Source organism: Halomonas heilongjiangensis, from assembly GCF_002879645.1.
Taxonomy (GTDB): Bacteria; Pseudomonadota; Gammaproteobacteria; order Pseudomonadales; family Halomonadaceae; genus Halomonas; species Halomonas heilongjiangensis.
This window is the reverse complement of sequence record NZ_PNRE01000019.1, coordinates 108,703-125,217: the sequence shown is the minus strand read 5'-3', so window position 1 is coordinate 125,217 and position 16,515 is coordinate 108,703. Positions and strand designations below refer to the sequence as shown.

The 16,515-nt window shown below is 69.3% G+C and carries 17 protein-coding genes and 2 pseudogenes; 10 read left to right on the top strand and 9 right to left on the bottom strand.

Features of this window, described 5'->3' with window-relative positions:
* The first annotated feature begins 78 nt into the window (after positions 1–78).
* Genes C1H66_RS03805 through C1H66_RS03795 form a run of 3 tightly spaced genes read left to right on the top strand, consistent with a single transcriptional unit; the run spans position 79 to position 1,515 of the window.
* Positions 79–468 (top strand): RidA family protein, encoded by a 390-nt coding sequence (locus C1H66_RS03805; RefSeq protein ID WP_102626580.1) that lies wholly within the window; start codon positions 79–81, stop codon positions 466–468.
* Complete coding sequence (gene thpR / locus C1H66_RS03800; RefSeq protein WP_102626579.1) at positions 465–980, top strand: RNA 2',3'-cyclic phosphodiesterase; 516 nt, start codon at positions 465–467, stop codon at positions 978–980. The genes C1H66_RS03805 and thpR overlap by 4 nt, the downstream gene beginning before the upstream one ends.
* 31 nt (positions 981–1,011) lie before the next feature.
* On the top strand, positions 1,012–1,515 hold the full coding sequence (locus C1H66_RS03795) for an acyloxyacyl hydrolase (protein WP_102626578.1): 504 nt from the start codon (positions 1,012–1,014) through the stop codon (positions 1,513–1,515).
* Positions 1,516–1,596: 81 nt separating this feature from the next.
* On the opposite strand, the gene C1H66_RS03790 is transcribed toward C1H66_RS03795, so the two are convergent.
* Complete coding sequence (locus C1H66_RS03790) at positions 1,597–2,478, bottom strand: SDR family oxidoreductase (RefSeq protein WP_102626577.1); 882 nt, start codon at positions 2,476–2,478, stop codon at positions 1,597–1,599.
* A gap of 113 nt (positions 2,479–2,591) precedes the next feature.
* Here C1H66_RS03790 and C1H66_RS03785 point away from each other — a divergent pair, with 113 nt between their 5' ends.
* Positions 2,592–3,512 carry a hydrogen peroxide-inducible genes activator gene (locus C1H66_RS03785; RefSeq protein WP_102626622.1) on the top strand — a complete coding sequence of 307 codons (921 nt, stop codon included), beginning with the start codon at positions 2,592–2,594 and terminating at the stop codon, positions 3,510–3,512.
* Positions 3,509–5,602: an ATP-dependent DNA helicase RecG gene (recG, locus tag C1H66_RS03780; protein WP_102626576.1), complete on the top strand. Its 2,094-nt coding sequence runs from the start codon at positions 3,509–3,511 to the stop codon at positions 5,600–5,602. The genes C1H66_RS03785 and recG overlap by 4 nt, the downstream gene beginning before the upstream one ends.
* Before the next feature lie 17 nt (positions 5,603–5,619).
* Here the strand turns inward: recG and yccS are convergent, their stop codons facing one another.
* The 4 genes from yccS to C1H66_RS03760 form a co-directional block, all read right to left on the bottom strand.
* Positions 5,620–7,788, bottom strand: a complete 2,169-nt coding sequence (gene yccS, locus C1H66_RS03775) for a YccS family putative transporter (protein ID WP_102626575.1) — start codon at positions 7,786–7,788, stop codon at positions 5,620–5,622.
* A gap of 110 nt (positions 7,789–7,898) precedes the next feature.
* Positions 7,899–8,255, bottom strand: a complete 357-nt coding sequence (locus C1H66_RS03770) for a hypothetical protein (protein WP_102626574.1) — start codon at positions 8,253–8,255, stop codon at positions 7,899–7,901.
* A gap of 77 nt (positions 8,256–8,332) precedes the next feature.
* Positions 8,333–8,608 carry an HU family DNA-binding protein gene (locus tag C1H66_RS03765; RefSeq protein WP_102626621.1) on the bottom strand — a complete coding sequence of 92 codons (276 nt, stop codon included), beginning with the start codon at positions 8,606–8,608 and terminating at the stop codon, positions 8,333–8,335.
* Positions 8,609–8,836: 228 nt separating this feature from the next.
* Positions 8,837–9,997 carry an FAD-dependent oxidoreductase gene (locus tag C1H66_RS03760; protein WP_102626573.1) on the bottom strand — a complete coding sequence of 387 codons (1,161 nt, stop codon included), beginning with the start codon at positions 9,995–9,997 and terminating at the stop codon, positions 8,837–8,839.
* 109 nt (positions 9,998–10,106) lie between these two features.
* On the opposite strand from C1H66_RS03760, the gene C1H66_RS03755 reads away from it, so the two are divergent.
* The 4 genes from C1H66_RS03755 (at position 10,107) to phoR (ending at position 13,723) form a co-directional block, all read left to right on the top strand.
* On the top strand, positions 10,107–10,673 hold the full coding sequence (locus C1H66_RS03755) for a chorismate--pyruvate lyase family protein (protein WP_370741205.1): 567 nt from the start codon (positions 10,107–10,109) through the stop codon (positions 10,671–10,673).
* 37 nt (positions 10,674–10,710) lie between these two features.
* Positions 10,711–11,607, top strand: a complete 897-nt coding sequence (ubiA, locus tag C1H66_RS03750; RefSeq protein ID WP_102626572.1) for a 4-hydroxybenzoate octaprenyltransferase — start codon at positions 10,711–10,713, stop codon at positions 11,605–11,607.
* Between the two features lie 87 nt (positions 11,608–11,694).
* Entirely contained in the window at positions 11,695–12,384 is a 690-nt protein-coding gene (phoB, locus tag C1H66_RS03745; protein WP_102626571.1) for a phosphate regulon transcriptional regulator PhoB, read from the top strand.
* Between the two features lies 1 nt (position 12,385).
* Complete coding sequence (phoR, locus tag C1H66_RS03740) at positions 12,386–13,723, top strand: phosphate regulon sensor histidine kinase PhoR (RefSeq protein WP_102626570.1); 1,338 nt, start codon at positions 12,386–12,388, stop codon at positions 13,721–13,723.
* 80 nt (positions 13,724–13,803) lie between these two features.
* On the opposite strand, the pseudogene C1H66_RS03735 reads toward phoR, so the two are convergent.
* Positions 13,804–14,031: pseudogene (locus C1H66_RS03735) on the bottom strand (4Fe-4S dicluster-binding protein); the annotation flags it as partial.
* Position 14,032: 1 nt separating this feature from the next.
* Here C1H66_RS03735 and C1H66_RS03730 point away from each other — a divergent pair.
* A pseudogene (locus tag C1H66_RS03730) lies at positions 14,033–14,326 on the top strand (cytosine permease); the annotation flags it as partial.
* A gap of 76 nt (positions 14,327–14,402) precedes the next feature.
* Here C1H66_RS03730 and C1H66_RS03725 read toward each other — a convergent pair.
* The 3 genes from C1H66_RS03725 to phoU all read right to left on the bottom strand — a co-directional run bounded on the left by C1H66_RS03725 (position 14,403) and on the right by phoU (position 16,502).
* Complete coding sequence (locus C1H66_RS03725) at positions 14,403–14,882, bottom strand: copper chaperone PCu(A)C (protein WP_102626569.1); 480 nt, start codon at positions 14,880–14,882, stop codon at positions 14,403–14,405.
* 65 nt (positions 14,883–14,947) lie between these two features.
* Complete coding sequence (gene cysZ, locus C1H66_RS03720; protein WP_102626568.1) at positions 14,948–15,679, bottom strand: sulfate transporter CysZ; 732 nt, start codon at positions 15,677–15,679, stop codon at positions 14,948–14,950.
* Between the two features lie 94 nt (positions 15,680–15,773).
* Positions 15,774–16,502, bottom strand: coding sequence for a phosphate signaling complex protein PhoU (gene phoU, locus C1H66_RS03715; RefSeq protein ID WP_102626567.1), 729 nt, complete (start codon positions 16,500–16,502; stop codon positions 15,774–15,776).
* Positions 16,503–16,515: the final 13 nt, after the last annotated feature.

Genomic DNA, 16,515 nt, shown 5'->3' with positions numbered 1-16,515 from the left:
GCCCGCCCCCGTGGCCACGGTGGGCGAGCCATTTCTTTCATGTATCACAACCTTCCAACGACACCACGGAGAACGCCCATGAGCAACAAGGCCGTGATCAACACCGACAAGGCGCCCGCCGCCATCGGCCCCTACTCCCAGGCCGTCAAGGCCGGCAACACCGTCTACCTCTCCGGCCAGATCCCGCTGGACCCGGCGACCATGACGATCGTCTCCGACGACTTCGAGGCCCAGGCCCGTCAGGTCTTCACCAACCTCAAGGCCGTCTGCGAGGAGGCCGCGGGCTCGCTCGGCGAGATCGTCAAGATCAACCTCTACCTGGTGGACCTGGACAACTTCGCCATCGTCAACCAGGTGATGGAGGAGTTCTTCAGCGCCCCCTTCCCGGCCCGCGCCGCGGTAGGGGTGAAGGCGCTGCCCAAGGGCAGTCAGTTCGAGGCAGAGGCGATCATGGTCATCGGCGATTGAGACTCTTCCTGGCGCTGGTGCCGCCGCCCGCACTGCGGGCGCGGCTCGCGGAACTGGCGGATCTCGCCCATGCCCGCTGCGGCGGGCGGCGCATGCCCGACGCGAGCCTGCACCTGACCCTGGCCTTTCTCGGCGAGGTGGACGAGGTACAGGCCGTGGCGCTGGGCGGCTGGGTGCGTTCGCTGGAGATCCCCCCCGGCGACTGGCGGCTCGATCGCTGGGGCACTTTCCAGCGCCCGGGAATCGTCTGGGTCGGCGGTCGCCACCCGGATCCGCCCCTCGAGGCCCTGCAGCGTCGCCTGTGGGATGAACTGGCGCCGCGGGGCATCGGGGGTCGCCCCGGCCGTTATATCCCCCACGTCACCCTGCTGCGGCACGCCCACGCCCTCGAGACCGACGGCCTGCCGGACATCCGGCTCGACTGGCCCTATAATCAGCTTGAGCTTATTCACTCCATCACCGACCACCGGGGCGCTCGCTATGCCACCCTGGCGCGGTCAGGGAGCCCTTGAACCGCCGGTGGAAAAACAGAGGGAGAAGGGAATGTCCCGCAGGACAGGCAGGGCGATCGTCACCGCGTTGGCGGCACTACTGGGCAGCGCGCCCGCCATGGCCGACTGGTATGTCGCCGCCGGCGCCTCCAGCGAATCCACGGCGGCCCTGACGGTCGAGATCGATCGGATGATCGGGCTCGAGCGCTTCCATCCCCGCCTCGACCTGCGGTTGGCCACCGGCCTGTTGCTGCTGTCCAGCCGCGAGAAGGACGGCAACGCGGCCTGGCTGCTCTCCCCGGCGCTGCGCTACACCTTCGCCGGGGAACGCGGGCTCTTCCTCGAGGGGGGGATCGGTGCGGCCCTGTTCCTCGACACCCGGGTCGAATCACGGGAACTCTCCACCGCCTTCCAGTTCGAGGACCGCCTGGCGCTGGGCATGCCGTGGGCCAGCGGCGAACTCTCGCTGGCCCTGACCCACTACTCCAACGCCGGTATCCGGCGCCCCAACGATGGTTTCGAGACCCTGACGCTGGGTTATCGCTTCTCGCTGTGAGCCCGGTCCCCCGATGGGATCGGGCGCCCGCTCTCCAGTCGGCGGTCTCGAGACCCTGACGCTGGGCTATCGCTTCTCGCTCTAGACCTTCTCGGGGGCCAGGAAGCCCCCCTCCTTCAACACCTGGGCATAGCCCTCGCGGTAGCTGGGGTAGCGAAAGACGTAGCCACTCTCGAGCAGTCGGGTGTTGTCGCAGCGCTTGCTGGCCCGCCGACGCAGTGGCGACTGGATGGTCTCGGTGGCCTCGACCTTGAGTTGCCTGGCCAGCCAGGCCATCACCTCGTGCAGCGGCGCCGGCTCGCAATCGCTGCCGAGATAGAGCTCATGGAGCGACTCGCCGGCCAGGGCGAGGTCGATGAGGTGCGCCAGTACCCCGGCGCAGTCGTCGCGATGGATGCGGTTGGTGTACATGGCCGGGCTGGCCGGGGCGATACGCCCCTCGCTCACCTGACGAATCAAGCGGTCGCGTCCGGGGCCGTAGATGCCCGCGAAGCGCACCACGCTGCCCGGCAGCTCGTGCTCGATCAGCGCCTGCTCGGCCTCGCGCATCAGCTGGCCGGAGAAGCCCGAGGGCGCCGTGGGACTGGTCTCGTCGACCCGCTCGCCATCCTGTTGGGCGTAGACACTGGTCGAGGAGACGAAGAAGACGTGTCTCGGCGCCTTGTCGCGGGCGGCGTATTCGGCCAGCACCGCCTTGAGGCCATCCGGATAGGCGGCACGATAGGCCTCCTCGTCGAAGTGGTCGGCGGTGGCCACGTAGACCAGCACATCGGCATCCGGGAGCTCGGCCAGGCTCGCCGCATCCGTCAGGTCGGCCGAGATGGCCTCGATGCCACTATCTTCCCCTGCCAGGGCCGCGGTGTTGCGCCGCACGCCGACCACCCGCTGGCCCGCCTGCCGAAGGCGCCGTCCCAGGGTCGTGCCGATGTCGCCACAACCCAGAATGAGTGTCGTCTTCTTCACCTTTCCTTCGCCCCCTGATAAAAAGTCCCTATTGGCATTATTCTTTCCCTGTGCTTCATGCCCCCGTGCAGCGGGGCAATACCCGTATCGAGAGGATGCCTACCGGCACCAAGATGACTCTAACAGAACTTCGCTACATCGTAACCCTGGCCCAGGAACGCCACTTCGGTCGCGCCGCCGAGCGCTGCTTCGTGTCCCAGCCGACCCTGTCGGTGGCGGTCAAGAAGCTCGAGGAGGAGCTTGGCGTGGCGCTGTTCGAGCGTTCGAAGTCCACCGTCCAGGTCACCCCCATGGGCGAGAAGATCGTCGAGCAGGCCCAGCGCGTGCTGGAACAGAGCAGCGTGATCAAGGAGCTGGCCACGGCCGGCCGCGACCAGTTGGCCAGCCCGCTGCGCCTCGGTGCCATCTATACCATCGGGCCCTACCTGTTCCCGCACCTGGTGCCGGCCCTGGCGGCCAGCGCCCCGCAGATGCCGCTCTACATCGAGGAGGGCTTCACCGGCAACCTGAGGCGCAAGCTGAGAAACGGCGAACTCGACGCCATCATCATCGCCCTGCCCTTCACCGAGACCGACGTGGTCACCAAGGCCCTCTACGACGAGGAGTTCGAGGTGCTGATCCCGGCCGACCACCCGTGGGTCGAGCGCACGCGCATCGACAAGGAGGCCCTGCTCGACGAGCGCCTGCTGCTGCTGGGTGAGGGCCACTGCTTTCGCGACCAGATCCTCGAGGCCTGCCCGGCGATCAGCCACAAGCTCAACAGTCCCAGCAACACCCTCACCGCCGAAGGCGGCTCGCTGGAGACCATCCGCCACATGGTGGCCTCCAAGCTCGGCATCACGGTACTGCCGCGCTCGGCCATCGGTACCGGCCACTACGAGAGCGGCCTGCTGGCCAGCCGGCCGTTCAGCCCGCCGGCGCCCTCGCGCACCGTGGCCATCGCCTGGCGGGCCAGCTTCCCGCGGCCCAGGGCCATCGACGCCGTGACCGACGCCATCGCCCACTGCCGCCAGGCCGACCCCGAGCCGGCATGAGCGCTGACACCAATGCTCTCGACGCACCGGTCACGTCACTCAAGGGGGTCGGCGAGGCGTTGTCGCTGAAGCTGGCGCGGCTGCGTATCGCCAGCGTGGCCGACCTGCTGTTTCACCTGCCGCTGCGCTACCAGGATCGCACCCGCATCACCCCCATCGGCACCCTGCGTGCCGGGCACGAGGCGGTGGTGGAGGGGGAGGTGGTGGCCGGTGAAGTGGTCCGTGGCCGCCGGCGCAGCCTGCTGGTGCGGCTGCGCGACGGCTCCGGCATCCTCAGCCTGCGCTTCTTCCACTTCTCGCCGGCCCAGCAGCAGCAGTTCCATCCCGGCGCGCGAGTGCGCTGCTTCGGCGAGGCCCGCGCCGGTGCGACTGGCCTGGAGCTCTACCACCCGGAGTATCGGCTGCTCGGTACCGGCGCCCCGCCGGTGGAGGATCACCTGACGCCGATCTATCCCACCACCGAGGGACTCCACCAGACCCGGTTGCGGCCGCTGATCGAGCAGGCCCTCGCGTGCCTCGACGCCGCGCCGGAGGCGCTGCCCGACTGGATTCCCGAAGCGCTGCGCCGGCGTTTCGACCTGCTCGAGCTGCACCACTGCCTGCGGGCCCTGCACCAGCCGCCTCCGGAGGCCGACCCCGAACTGCTCGCCAGCGGCCGCCACCCGGCCAGCCGTCGCCTGGCCCTGGAGGAGCTGCTCGCCCACCAGCTCAGCCTGCGCGAGGTGCGCCTGCGCATCCAGGCCGATGGCGCGCCCGCCCTGCCCTCGGGACGCAGCCTGCAGGCGCGCTTCCTCACCCAGTTGCCCTTCTCGCTGACCGGCGCCCAGCGCCGGGTGCTCGACGAGATCGCCGCCGACCTGGCCCGCGAGGTGCCCATGCTGCGCCTGGTGCAGGGCGACGTGGGCTCGGGCAAGACGGTGGTGGCGGCGATGGCGGCGCTGTCGGCCATCGCCGGCGACTGCCAGGCGGCGATGATGGCGCCTACCGAGCTCCTCGCCGAGCAGCACTTCCGCGCCTTTCGTGCCTGGTTCGAGCCGCTCGGCATCGAGGTCGCCTGGCTGGCCGGCAAGCTCAAGGGCAAGGCGCGGCTGGACACCAAGGCGGCGATCCTCGACGGCCGGGCGCGCATGGTGGTGGGCACCCATGCCCTGTTCCAGGGCGACGTGCACTTCCAGCGCCTGGGGCTGGCCATCGTCGACGAGCAGCACCGTTTCGGCGTGCACCAGCGCCTGGCGCTGCGCGAGAAGGGCGAGGCCGGGGGGCTGACGCCGCACCAGCTGGTGATGACCGCCACCCCCATTCCCCGCACCCTGGCGATGAGCGCCTACGCCGACCTGGATGTCTCGGTGATCGACGAGCTGCCCCCCGGCCGCACCCCGGTGAAGACGGTGGTGGTGCCCGACGAGCGCCGTCCCGAGGTAGTGGCGCGTATCCGCCACGCCTGCGCCGAGGGCCGCCAGGCCTACTGGGTCTGCACCCTGATCGAGGAGTCCGAGGCGCTGCAGTGCCAGGCCGCCGAGGCGACCCGCGACGAACTCACCGAGGCGCTGCCGGAGCTTTCCGTCGGCCTGGTCCACGGACGCATGAAGGCCGGCGAGAAGGCCGCGGTGATGGACGCCTTCAAGGCCGGCGAACTCGACCTGCTGGTGGCCACCACGGTGATCGAGGTGGGCGTCGACGTGCCCAACGCCAGCCTGATGATCATCGAGAACCCGGAACGGCTGGGGCTCTCCCAGCTCCACCAGCTGCGCGGACGGGTCGGGCGCGGTTCCACCGAGAGCTTCTGCGTGCTGCTCTACCACGGGCCGCTGTCGGCCCACTCCCGGGAGCGCCTGTCGGTGATGCGCGAGACCACCGACGGCTTCCGCATCGCCGAGAAGGACCTGGCGCTGCGCGGCCCCGGCGAGGTGCTGGGCACCCGCCAGACGGGGCTCGCCCAGATGAAGATCGCCGACCTGGAGCGCGACGCCGACCTGCTCGAGCGGGTCTCGCCACTGGCCGAGGCACTGCTCGCCAGCCACCCCGAAGCGAGCCGGCCGCTGATCCGGCGCTGGCTGGGCGAGGAGGCCGGGCGCTACGGGCAGGTGTAGACGCCCGGTATGCGCGGTTATCTCGCCACCAGCTGCGCCGCCACCTCACGCAGCGGACCCAGCTGACGACCGATCAGCGCCAGCTGGGTCTGCAGCAAGCGCCGCGCGCCCTGGGTCTCCTCACCGGCCAGCCGTTCCAGACGAGCCGTCAGCATCCCGAACGCCTCGTCTTCGCCGGCGACCGGCTCACGCCGGGCCAGGCCATGGGCCAGGCGTTCGAGCGACGCCTCGATCGCCGTGGCCAGCTCCCCGATCGGGGCGTCGCGCGTACCCTCGCCCTCGCCACGATGGGCCCCCAGGGTAGAGAGGTAGTTGAGCAGCGTATGGGAGTGGAGCAGGAAGCGCAGCCCGGTGTCGGCGTCCTTGCGGAAGGGCCCGGGCTCCTGCAGCACGTTGCCGAGCAGCGTCGAGAGCTCCGCATCGGCGTTGTGGGCATTGCGCCGGGCCAGCCGATAGCCGAGATCGTCGCGCTTGCCCTGGTCGTACTGATCGAGGATCGCCCCCAGGTAGGCACGATTGGCGGCCAGGGCTGCCGCCGCCTGGCGGTGTAGCCGGCGGCCCTGCCAGTCGGGCAGGATCAGCAGCACCGCCAGCCCGGCGATGCCCGCCCCCAGCAGGGTGTCGAACAGTCGCGGCCAGATCAGCCCGAAGCCGTCGCCGACCTGATTGAAACAGCACAGCACCATCAGGGTGATCGATGCCGTGGCCAGGGTATAGTGGCGGCCGCGCAGGGCGAAGAAGGCGACCCCGGCGAGCACCGCGATGGCGGCCTGCACCAGCGGCGCCGGGAACAGGGTGATCAGCGCCCAGCCCGCCACCAGGCCGAGCACCGTGCCCTGGATGCGCTGCCACAGGAAGCGCCGGGTAGCGCCGAAGCTGGGGCGACAGACGAATACGCTGGTCAACAGGATCCAGTAGCCCTGGGTGGGATGGATCAGGTGCAGGACGCCGTAGCCGGTCACCAGGGTCACGGTCAGGCGCAGGGCGTGGCGGAACACCGGCGACCCCGGCGTCAGTTGGACGAGAATGCGCTCGCGAACGTCCTTCACGCCGCGGGGGGTGCGATCGTAGAGAGTGTCGTCGCCGCCCTCCGCCCCGGGCTCGGGCTGCTGGGCTCCGGCCAGGGCGCGCTCCAGGGTCGCCAGGTTGGCGACCAGCGCCTCCAGGGAGTGCAGCAGGTCACGCCACTCGGGGCGTCCCTGGGCCCGCAGGTGAGCCACCGAGGCGTCGAGATCCTCCAGGGCCCGCCCACTCTGGGCATGGTCGAAGGAGCGATTGAGCAGTAGCGCCCGACTCAGCGCCTTGCAGGCCCGCCCCTGCTGGTCGAGCAGGCGCTGGGCCCGGAACAGCACGTCATGGTGGAAGAAGGCCGCGGCCAGGTCGACATAGGGATAGTGGGTGGAGCTGGCACGCTCGTGGATGTCCTGGGCGATGAAGTAGAGGTGGAGGTAACGGTCCAGCTTGCCGCCGTCGCGCTGGCCCGGCAGGCGCCGGAAGAGCATCTCCTTGGCCTGATTGAGGGCCTCGACCACCCGACCGTTCTGCCGCGCCAGCGCCAGGCGGCGGGCCTCCACGTCGAGATCGCGGAGCGGCTCGAACAGCGCCGACTTGAGCACCAGGTAGCGAGCGAGTTCGCGGAACACCTGCGCCAGGGCCTGCTTGAGGGGCTGGCGCGAGAAGAGCGCACACCACACCACCGAGATCGCACCATACCAGGCGGCCCCCGCCACCAGCAGCGCCGGCTCGTGCCACAGCTCGTCGAGGGCGGCGGCGCCGCGCTGCTCGAGACCGATCATGGTGTAGATCGCCAGGATCAGCGTCGCACTGGCGATGGTCGCGTAGCGCTGGTTCACCGCGCCGAGCATGGTCATGGCGAAGGTCGAGAGCGCCAGGCCGGTGGCGAAGAGCCAGGGCCGGTCGAAAAGCAGCTCGACGGCCAGCGCCGCCACCGTGAAGCACCCCAGGGTTACCAGCAGCGCCCGCAGCCGGTCCTGCCAGTTGTCGTCGGTCTCGGCCAGGGCGCTGGCGATGATGCCCAGGAACAGAGGGATCAGGCTGGCCATGTCGCCACGCCACCAGCACAGCACCATCACCCCGGCCAGGGCGATGAACACTCGCAGGCTGTAGGCGAAGGGCTCCAGGGTCCAGAGGTGTCGCAGGGCTTGGGAGAGGGGAGTCGACGGCATACGTTCCGGTCGTGGCAGTCAGCGCGAGGACGCGCCGCAGGAATCAGACGTTAGTATAAGCCACGACGGCGTGTCGCGGGGACCGAGCCCGTACGCTGTCCGGACCGCGCCTAGAGATGCCTGAGCAGCTTCTGCAGCTTCTGCAGGTCGCCGGAGTCGCCGACCAGACGCACCTTGCCGGCGATCATGCCGTCGAGGAACGCCTGCTGGGTGGGCTGCTTCAAGACCTTGAGGGCCGTGGCCTCGTCCTCGAAACGCAGCTCGAGATCGAGATCCACCGGCAGCCCCGCACCCGCCCGGATCCCGCGGGGCGACATGCGGTAGAAGCGGGCGACGGAGAGATCCTCGGTGGCGATGCCCCAGTCGAGGCCGCGCATTTCGGTGAGCAGTTCGCGGAAGCGGGGCTTGCGGCGCAGGGCACGCTTGAGCAGCAGTCCCAGCAGCCAGAGCATCAGTCGCAGCTTCATGTCGGTTCCGCCGCCCGGGGGGTGAAGGGGGATGAGCCTGCGGCCCGCGTTTCCGCGGGCCGTTGTATAGTACCGCCTTACTTGGCGACGGCGTCCTTGAGCCCCTTGCCCGGCTTGAAGGCCACGGTCTTGCTGGCCGGAATCTTGAGCGGGGCACCGGTCTGGGGATTCTTGCCGGTCCGTGCGGCGCGCTCGCGTACGGTGAAAGTACCGAAACCGATCAACGAGACATCCTGTCCCTGGGACACGCTGCCGGTGATCTCGTCGAGGATGACGTTGAGCACCTGGCTCGCCTTGTCCTTGGAGAGATCGGCACGCTCGGCAATCGCCGCAGCGAGTTCTGGTTTACGCATACAGCCCTCCTGGTATTGGCTTGATTCCCGACGAAACCGCTCGCCGGTGTTGTTGTTGATATCTGAGTCGATGAAACCCTGCTCCTGCATCACTCGCATGCGGCCTCCCCGCAGCACTCGCCTTCGCGACGGGCGACGGGCCCACGGAATGACGACATGCGAATGACACCTACCAGCAACGGTGCAGCAGACCCGGCCAGATCGCCGGCAGCGCCGTCGTTGACGACACTAGCCTAGCAACGGCGGGGCCGCCCGCGCCAGTTCGACTTTCCGACGGACGCAGGTCCCTGTCAACGCAAAACCGATCAAACGTCCGTCCTCGTCTTCGGCGAAGGCGGCCAGATCGCCGCCTTCGCCCTCGATGCGCCAGCGTGCCGGCGCCCGCGTGGGCGGCAGCGCCACCACCGGCAGCAACGGCGTCTTGACCAGCACCGGCCAGGCCCCATAGGCCACCGGCGTGGGGGTCCCGGCAAGGGTCCTGGCCAGGGCCTTGGCACCGGCCTGCAGCGGCTGGACGAACATCGCATTGATCCCGTCGACGCAGGCCACGTCGCCCAGGGCATGGATGCCGGGGGCGGAGGTGGCGAGCAGACGGTCGGTTTGGATCCCCATGACACCGACCTCGAGGCCTGCGGCCTCGGCCAGGGCGGCACGCGGCCGCAAGCCGGTGGCCACCAGCACCAGGTCGGCCTCGAGCCGGCTACCGTCGTCCAGCGCCAGCCCGACCTCGCTGCCCAGCGTTTCGAAGGCGGCCAGGGTGCGTCCCAGGCGAAGGCGCATGCCGGCGCCGGCGAAGGCCTCGCCCAGGGCCCGGCCCAGCGGCTCCGGCAACAGCCGTGGCAAGGGGGCACGCTCCGGCGCCACGAGGCTCACCCGATGGCCGCCGGCGACCAGGTCGTTGGCGAACTCGCAGCCCACCAGGCCGACACCGACGATCGCCACCCGTGCCGGGCGACCGAGCGCCGTCAAGGCAGCGTGAAAGCCCCGGTAGTCGTCCAGGTCGTTGATGGTGAAGATGCGATCGTGCAGCGCCTCGGCAGTATCGAAGGACAGTGCCGGGGCCGCCCCGGTGGCCAGCACCAGCTCGCTCCAGGCCAGCGTCTCGGCGCCGATGCTCAGGGTACGGGCCCGCGGGTCGATGGCATCGACCCGGGTATGGGTACGCACCACGGCACCCAGCCGGTCGGCCACGTCCAGCGCCGACCGAGCCGCCAGGCGCCCCGGGGGCAGATGCTTGGCGAAGCCGGTGGAGAGCAGCGGCTTCGCGTAGTCGTCGCCACCGTCGGCGGTGATCAGGGTGACGGGGCGCTCGGCGTCCAGGGCCCGCAACTGGCGGAGCAGGCCGAAGCCCGCCATGCCGGAGCCGATGATGGTGAGGGGTGCGCTCATGGTGTTCCTTGCACGATGTCCGCCGGACGCTTGCGCCGGGCTGCCACAGGGAAGCGTGTCGGAACGACATGTTACACTATGCGCCCCCCGACCGACCTGGATAGACAACGTGACGCGGAGCGACCCGGTGCACGACGACCAGACGCCCGAGACCCGCCCCCCTCCCGGCTGGCGGCCCCTGGCGGCGGCCCGTCCGGCCATGAGCCCCGACTGGTGGCGGTGGGTCGCCTCACGCGACTCCCTCACCGCGCGCTTGATCGCCGCCGGCGGCGAGCGGCGCTTCCGGGTCCGGCTGCTCGACCAGCGGCTGATTCGCCCCCGGCACGACGAGGCCCGGGTACTGGGCCTTCCCTACCCCCGCCATGCCTGGTGCCGCGAGGTCGCACTGTGCCTCGACGGGCACCCCTGGGTGGTGGCCCGCTCGGTGGCACCCTTGGCCCGGTTGCGCGGCCAACGCCTCGAGCGGCTCGGCGAGCGTTCGCTGGGCAGCTGGCTGTTCCGCCAGCCGGGCCTGGAGCGCAGCCCCATCGAGGTCACCGCCTCACCGCCGCCCTTCCATGCGGCCAGCGGCCCCTGGGGGCGACGCTCGGTGTTCCGCCACGGGCGCTTCGCGGTCCTGGTGCAGGAGTTCTTTCTCGAGCGCATGGCGGATGACCTGGGGCTGCCTTCGCGCTAGGCTCCGTGGCAGCCAAACCGGATATCACGAGGACGAGATGGACCGATCCCTGATGCGCCCCAAGGGCCTGGCCCGAGTGCCCGACTTCCTGCAGCTGACGCGCCTCGACCGCCCGATCGGCACCTGGCTGCTGATGTGGCCCACCCTCTGGGCCCTGTGGTTCGCCGCCGAGGGCGTGCCCGGCCGCGACGTGCTGCTGATCTTCGTCGCCGGGGTCTACCTGATGCGTGCCGCCGGCTGCGTGGTCAACGACTATGCCGATCGCCACTTCGACGGCCACGTCAAGCGCACCAGGCACCGCCCCCTGGCCACCGGGCGTATCGGCGAAGGCGAGGCCCAGGCGCTGTTCCTGGTGCTGGTGAGCGCCGCCTTCGTGCTGGTCTGGTTCACCAACCCGTTCACCGTGATGCTCTCTCTGGTGGGCGTGGTGCTGGCCTTCATCTACCCCTTCATGAAGCGCTACACCCACCTGCCGCAGCTGTTCCTGGGCGCCGCCTTCTCCTGGGCGATCCCCATGGCCTTCGGCGCGGTGCTGGGACGGGTCCCGGCCGAGGCCTGGCTGCTGTTCCTCGCCAACGTGGCCTGGACCGTGGCCTACGACACCGAATACGCCATGGTCGACCGCGACGACGACCTGAAGATCGGCATCAAGTCCACCGCCGTGCTGTTCGGCCACGCCGATCGGCTGATGATCGGCCTGCTGCAGGGGCTGACGCTGGTGCTGCTGGCCTGGGCCGGTACCCGCCTGGCCCTGGGCGGCTTCTTCTGGGTGGGGCTGGCGGCCATGGCGGCGACCTTCATCCATCAGCAGTTCCTGATCCGCCACCGGGATCGCGAGCGCTGCTTCCAGGCCTTCCTCAACAACCACTGGTCGGGCCTGGTGGTGTTCGCCGGTATCGCGCTCAGCCTGTGGCCGGCGCTGGAGGGCGGCTGAACCTGGCGCGGCACGGCACTGTCACGTTATTGTCACAAGGACATGCTGTCATCGTCATCGACCCGTCATTGACCACGAGGCCCCGGGATGACCGCCAAGACCGTTCTGATCGTCGATGATGAAGCACCGATCCGCGAGATGATCGCGGTGGCACTGGAGATGGCCGACTATCGCGTGCTCGAGGCCGACAACGCCCAGACCGCCCACGCCATGGTCGTCGACCACCAGCCCGACCTGCTGCTGCTCGACTGGATGATGCCCGGCACCAGCGGCATCGAGCTCGCCAGGCGGCTCAAGCGCGAGGAGGCCACCAGCGAGTTGCCGATCATCATGCTCACCGCCAAGGGCGAGGAGGACAACAAGATCCAGGGCCTCGAGGCCGGCGCCGACGACTACATCACCAAGCCCTTCTCGCCGCGGGAGCTGGTGGCACGCCTCAAGGCCGTGCTGCGTCGCTCCACGCCGCGGGGCGTGGAGGATCCGGTGGAGGTCGACGGGCTGCTGCTCGACCCGGTCAGCCACCGGGTCAGCTCCGCCGGCCGCGCCCTGGAGATGGGACCCACCGAGTACCGCCTGCTGCAGTTCTTCATGACCCATCAGGAGCGCGCCTACACTCGCAGTCAGCTGCTCGACCAGGTGTGGGGCGGCAATGTCTATGTCGAGGAGCGTACCGTGGACGTGCATATCCGCCGCCTGCGCAAGGCACTGGGCGACGCCCACCAGCATCTGATCCAGACCGTGCGCGGCACCGGCTACCGATTCTCCGCCAAGGGTTGACGTGCGCCCCTGGAGCCGTGAACTCTGGCGCCTGGGCCTGCTCGCCGGCATCGGCGCCCTGGCAGGCTGGACGTTCTCGGCCCCCGGCCTCGGACTCGCCGCCGGCCTGGCCCTCTGCCTGCTCCACCACCTGCGCCAGCTGCACGCCCTGCACACCTGGCTGACCCACAACCCCCATGCCGAGCCCCCCGCCGCCAGCGGCCTGTGGGGCGAGCTGTTCGACCGCCTCTACCGTTACCAGAAGGGCCAGCGCCTCACCCAGAGCCGGCTGCGCAGCACCCTCAAGCGTATCCAGGAATCCTCCGAGGCGATGCACGACAGCGTGGTGATGCTCGACCGGCACGGCGACCTGGAGTGGTGGAACAGTGCCGCCACCCGGATGCTCGGCCTGGAGGCCGCCCACGACCGTGGCCAGCACGTCACCAACCTGATCCGCGACCCGCGCTTCGTCGACTACTTCCACGCCCGCGATTACCGCGAGCCGTTGACCCTGCCCTCGCCGATCGACGAACGGCTGATCCTGCAGTTCCAGATCACCCTCTACGGCGACGACGAGCGGCTGCTGATGGCCCGCGACATCACCCGCCTGCACCGCCTGGAGGAGATGCGCCGCGATTTCGTGGCCAACGTCTCCCATGAGCTGCGAACGCCCCTGACCGTGCTGACCGGCTATCTGGAGACCTACCACGACCTGGTCGAGGGCCTTCCCCCGCGCCTGGTCCGCGGCCTGACCCGGATGCAGGAGCAGACCACGCGCATGCAGAACCTGGTCAACGACCTGCTGCTGCTCTCGCGGCTGGAGATCGACCAGGGCGGCGACGACCACGCGCCCCTGGCCATGGACACCCTGCTGGAGAGCGTACGCCGCGATGCCGAGGCGCTCTCCGCCGGGCGCCAGCGAATCACCGTGGAGGTCGAGGAAACGCGGCGACTGATCGGCAGCGAGCAGGAGATCCGCAGCGCCATCTCCAACCTCGCCTTCAACGCCGTGCGCTACACCGCCGAGGGGTGCCGGGTCACCCTGCGCTGGAGGCCCCACCCCCAGGGCGCCTGCCTGGAGGTGGAGGACGACGGCGACGGCATCGACCCGGTGCATCTCCCCCGGCTCACCGAACGCTTCTACCGGGTCGACAAGGGGCGCAGCGCCGCCAGCGGCGGCACCGGCCTGGGCCTGGCCATCGTCAAGCACGTGCTGTTGCGCCACGACGCCCGCCTGGAGATCGACTCCCGCCCCGGCCACGGCGCCCTGTTCCGCTGCGTGTATCCGGCCGCCCGCCTGGCGGCACCCGCCTCCGCCGCCCCGGCCAGTCCCCGCGGCTCGCTCGATCCCGCGCCCTAGGCCCCCTCGCTGTCGCCGTGGTGGCTACTTGTGTATGATCCGAGTATAGGCTTGTTTTTTATCGATTTTCCGAAAGGGCCCTTGGCGATCGACTGGTGCGAGGTGTCCTCGCAGGCGATGTAGCAGCGCCCGCACTGGATGCACGCGTCCTGGTCGATGTGGGCGATGGTCCGGAAGTTCATGTCGAGGTGCTTCCAGTCGGTGGTGTTGGTCACCGCCCTGCCGGAGAACGCCTCGATCGAGCGGTAGCCCTTCGCGGCCATCCAGCGCGACAGCCCGTCCTTCATCTCCTCGACGATGCGAAAGCCGAATTGGCTGCTGGGGTATTCCAGCCTGCTGGGGCCGATCGCCGGGATCATGGCGGTGGACTATTTCCTGATCAAGCGCCAGCAGCTCGACGTGCCGAGCCTGTATCGGGATGGGCAGGCCTACCCGGCCGTCAATGTCGCCGGCTTCATCGCCTTCGGCATACCGGTGTCGCTGACCCTCCTGTCGCTGACCACCGGCACCCTGTACTGGTTCTACGACTACGGCTGGTTCACCGGCTCGCTCCTCGGGGCGGTCATCTACTACGTGGCCAGCCTGTTGCTGTCACCGCTGCCGGCCGTCACCGCGGCCACCGGCATCGAGATCGATAAGCTGCCCTGCCCCCTGGGCCGGCGGGCTTCCCTGCCCCGCCTCAGTGATGGTGATCCGCGGCGTCGCCGCTGCCCTCCCGGGCGCCCTGTACCCAGACCTCCACCTCGATCTCGCCGCGTTCGGCGAACTCCAGGGTCAGCGGGAAGCGCTCGCCCTCGTTGAGCGGGGTGACGAGGTTCATCAGCATCAGGTGATAACCGCCGCCCGGACGCATGGTCTGGAGGGTGCCGGCGGGGATATCGATCCGTTCGACCCGGCGCATCCGCATCACGCCGTCGTCCATGGACATGTCATGGAACTCGACCGTCTCGCTCGCCGGACTGCGGGCGCCCACCAGCACGGCGGGCTCATCCCCCTCCACGCCGATGTCCACATAGGCCGCGCCGTGGGGCACGCCGGGCGGTGCCGGGGTGGCAAAGGGGTGGCTGACCCGCACGTCATCCAGGCGATAGTCGTGGGCCGTGGCGACGGTGGAGAGCACCAGGCCGGCGGCCAGCAGCAGGGAGGCGATCACGCGCATCTTGCATAGGTCCTTGTCGGTGTTGGGGTTTGCCTGAGGATAGCAGGTCGCTCCGGGGAAGCCGCTCAATGCGGCGAAAGATCGCACTGGCCACGATAGTGGCGTTCCCACATCAGCACCGCGGCGGCCACGGCGCCGGGCAGCAGGAAGAGGTTGGCCAGCGGGATCCAGGTGATCAGGGTCACCCAGCCACCGTAGCTCAGCGTCGGCCACCAGCGGGCGGCGAGGCGGCGGCGCATGTCGGCGAAGCTCACCTTGTTGTTGTCCATGGGATAGTCGAGGTAGGTGATGGCCATGATCCAGGCCGAGAAGGCCAGCCACAGCAGCGGGGCGACCAGATTGAGCAACGGGATCCAGCTGATCACGAACAGCAGCGCCATGCGCGGCAGGATGTAGGCCAGCTTGACCAGCTCGCGGCCCAGGGCGTCCACCGCGGTCCTCGCCAGGCCCCGGTCGTCCAGCGGCGGCCGGCCGGTGGCGACCACCTCGACCTTCGCCGCCAGGAAGCCGTAGAAGGGCGCAGCGATCAGGTGGGTCACCAGGGTGAAGGTGAAGAACACGATCAGCACCAGGCTGATCACGAACAGCGGCCAGATCAGCCAGGAGAGCCAGGCGAGCCAGCCGGGGACCATGGCCATCCAGCCGTCGAGCCAGAGACCGAAGTTGGCCAGCACGTAGCGCAGCATGGCCGCATAGACCAGCAGGTTGACGGCGATGGGCACGAAGACATAGCGGCGCAGGCCGCGGGTATAGACCAGCCGGGTACCGCGGGAAAGGGCCGAGAAGGCATCGAGCATGGGGGACCTCGAGGAAGCGACGCACTCAACAACACGACAGGCCACCGCCCGGAGACGGTGGCCTGCGTCATTGACGGCCAAACCCGCTTGCCGGTCAACCCTTGCGGGTCAGCGACTGCTCGTCGAGTTCGTCCGGGTCGGTGTGACGGATGTCGAGCCCCTTGACCAGATAGACCACATACTCGGCCAGGTTGTTGGCATGATCGCCGATGCGCTCCAGGGCGCGCAGGATCCACATCACGCTGAGCACCGGCGAGATCGCGCGGGCGTCCTCCATCATGAAGGTCATCAGCGCGCGCATGGCGCTCTGGTACTCGCTGTCCACCTGCTCGTCCTCGTGGACCACCTTGAGGGCCAGCTCGGTATCGAAACGGGCGAACGAGGTCAGGGCGTCGCGCACCATCATGCGCACATGCTCGCTGATCAGCCTCACCTCGACGAAGCCGCGGGAACCGTTGTCGGCCTCCACCAGGCCGATGGCGTTGCGGGCGATCTTGCTGGCCTCGTCGCCGATGCGCTCGAGGTCCGAGGCGGCGCGGATCACCGCCAGCACCAGGCGCAGGTCGGACGCCGCCGGCTGGCGGCGGGCCAGTACCCGGGTGCACTCCTCGTCGAGGCGGATCTGCATGGCGTTGACCTGATTGTCGTTGTCGATCACCCGCTCGGCCAGGCGGGTATCGCCGTCGAGCAGCGCGGTGACCGCGTCCTGGACCTGCTTCTCGACCAGCCCCCCCATGGCCATCAGGCGGGTCTTGAGCTCCTCGAGCTCCTGGTTGAACTGCCGGGAGATATGCTGGCTATGCGTATCGCTGGTGATGTCCATGAGGCTCTCCTGG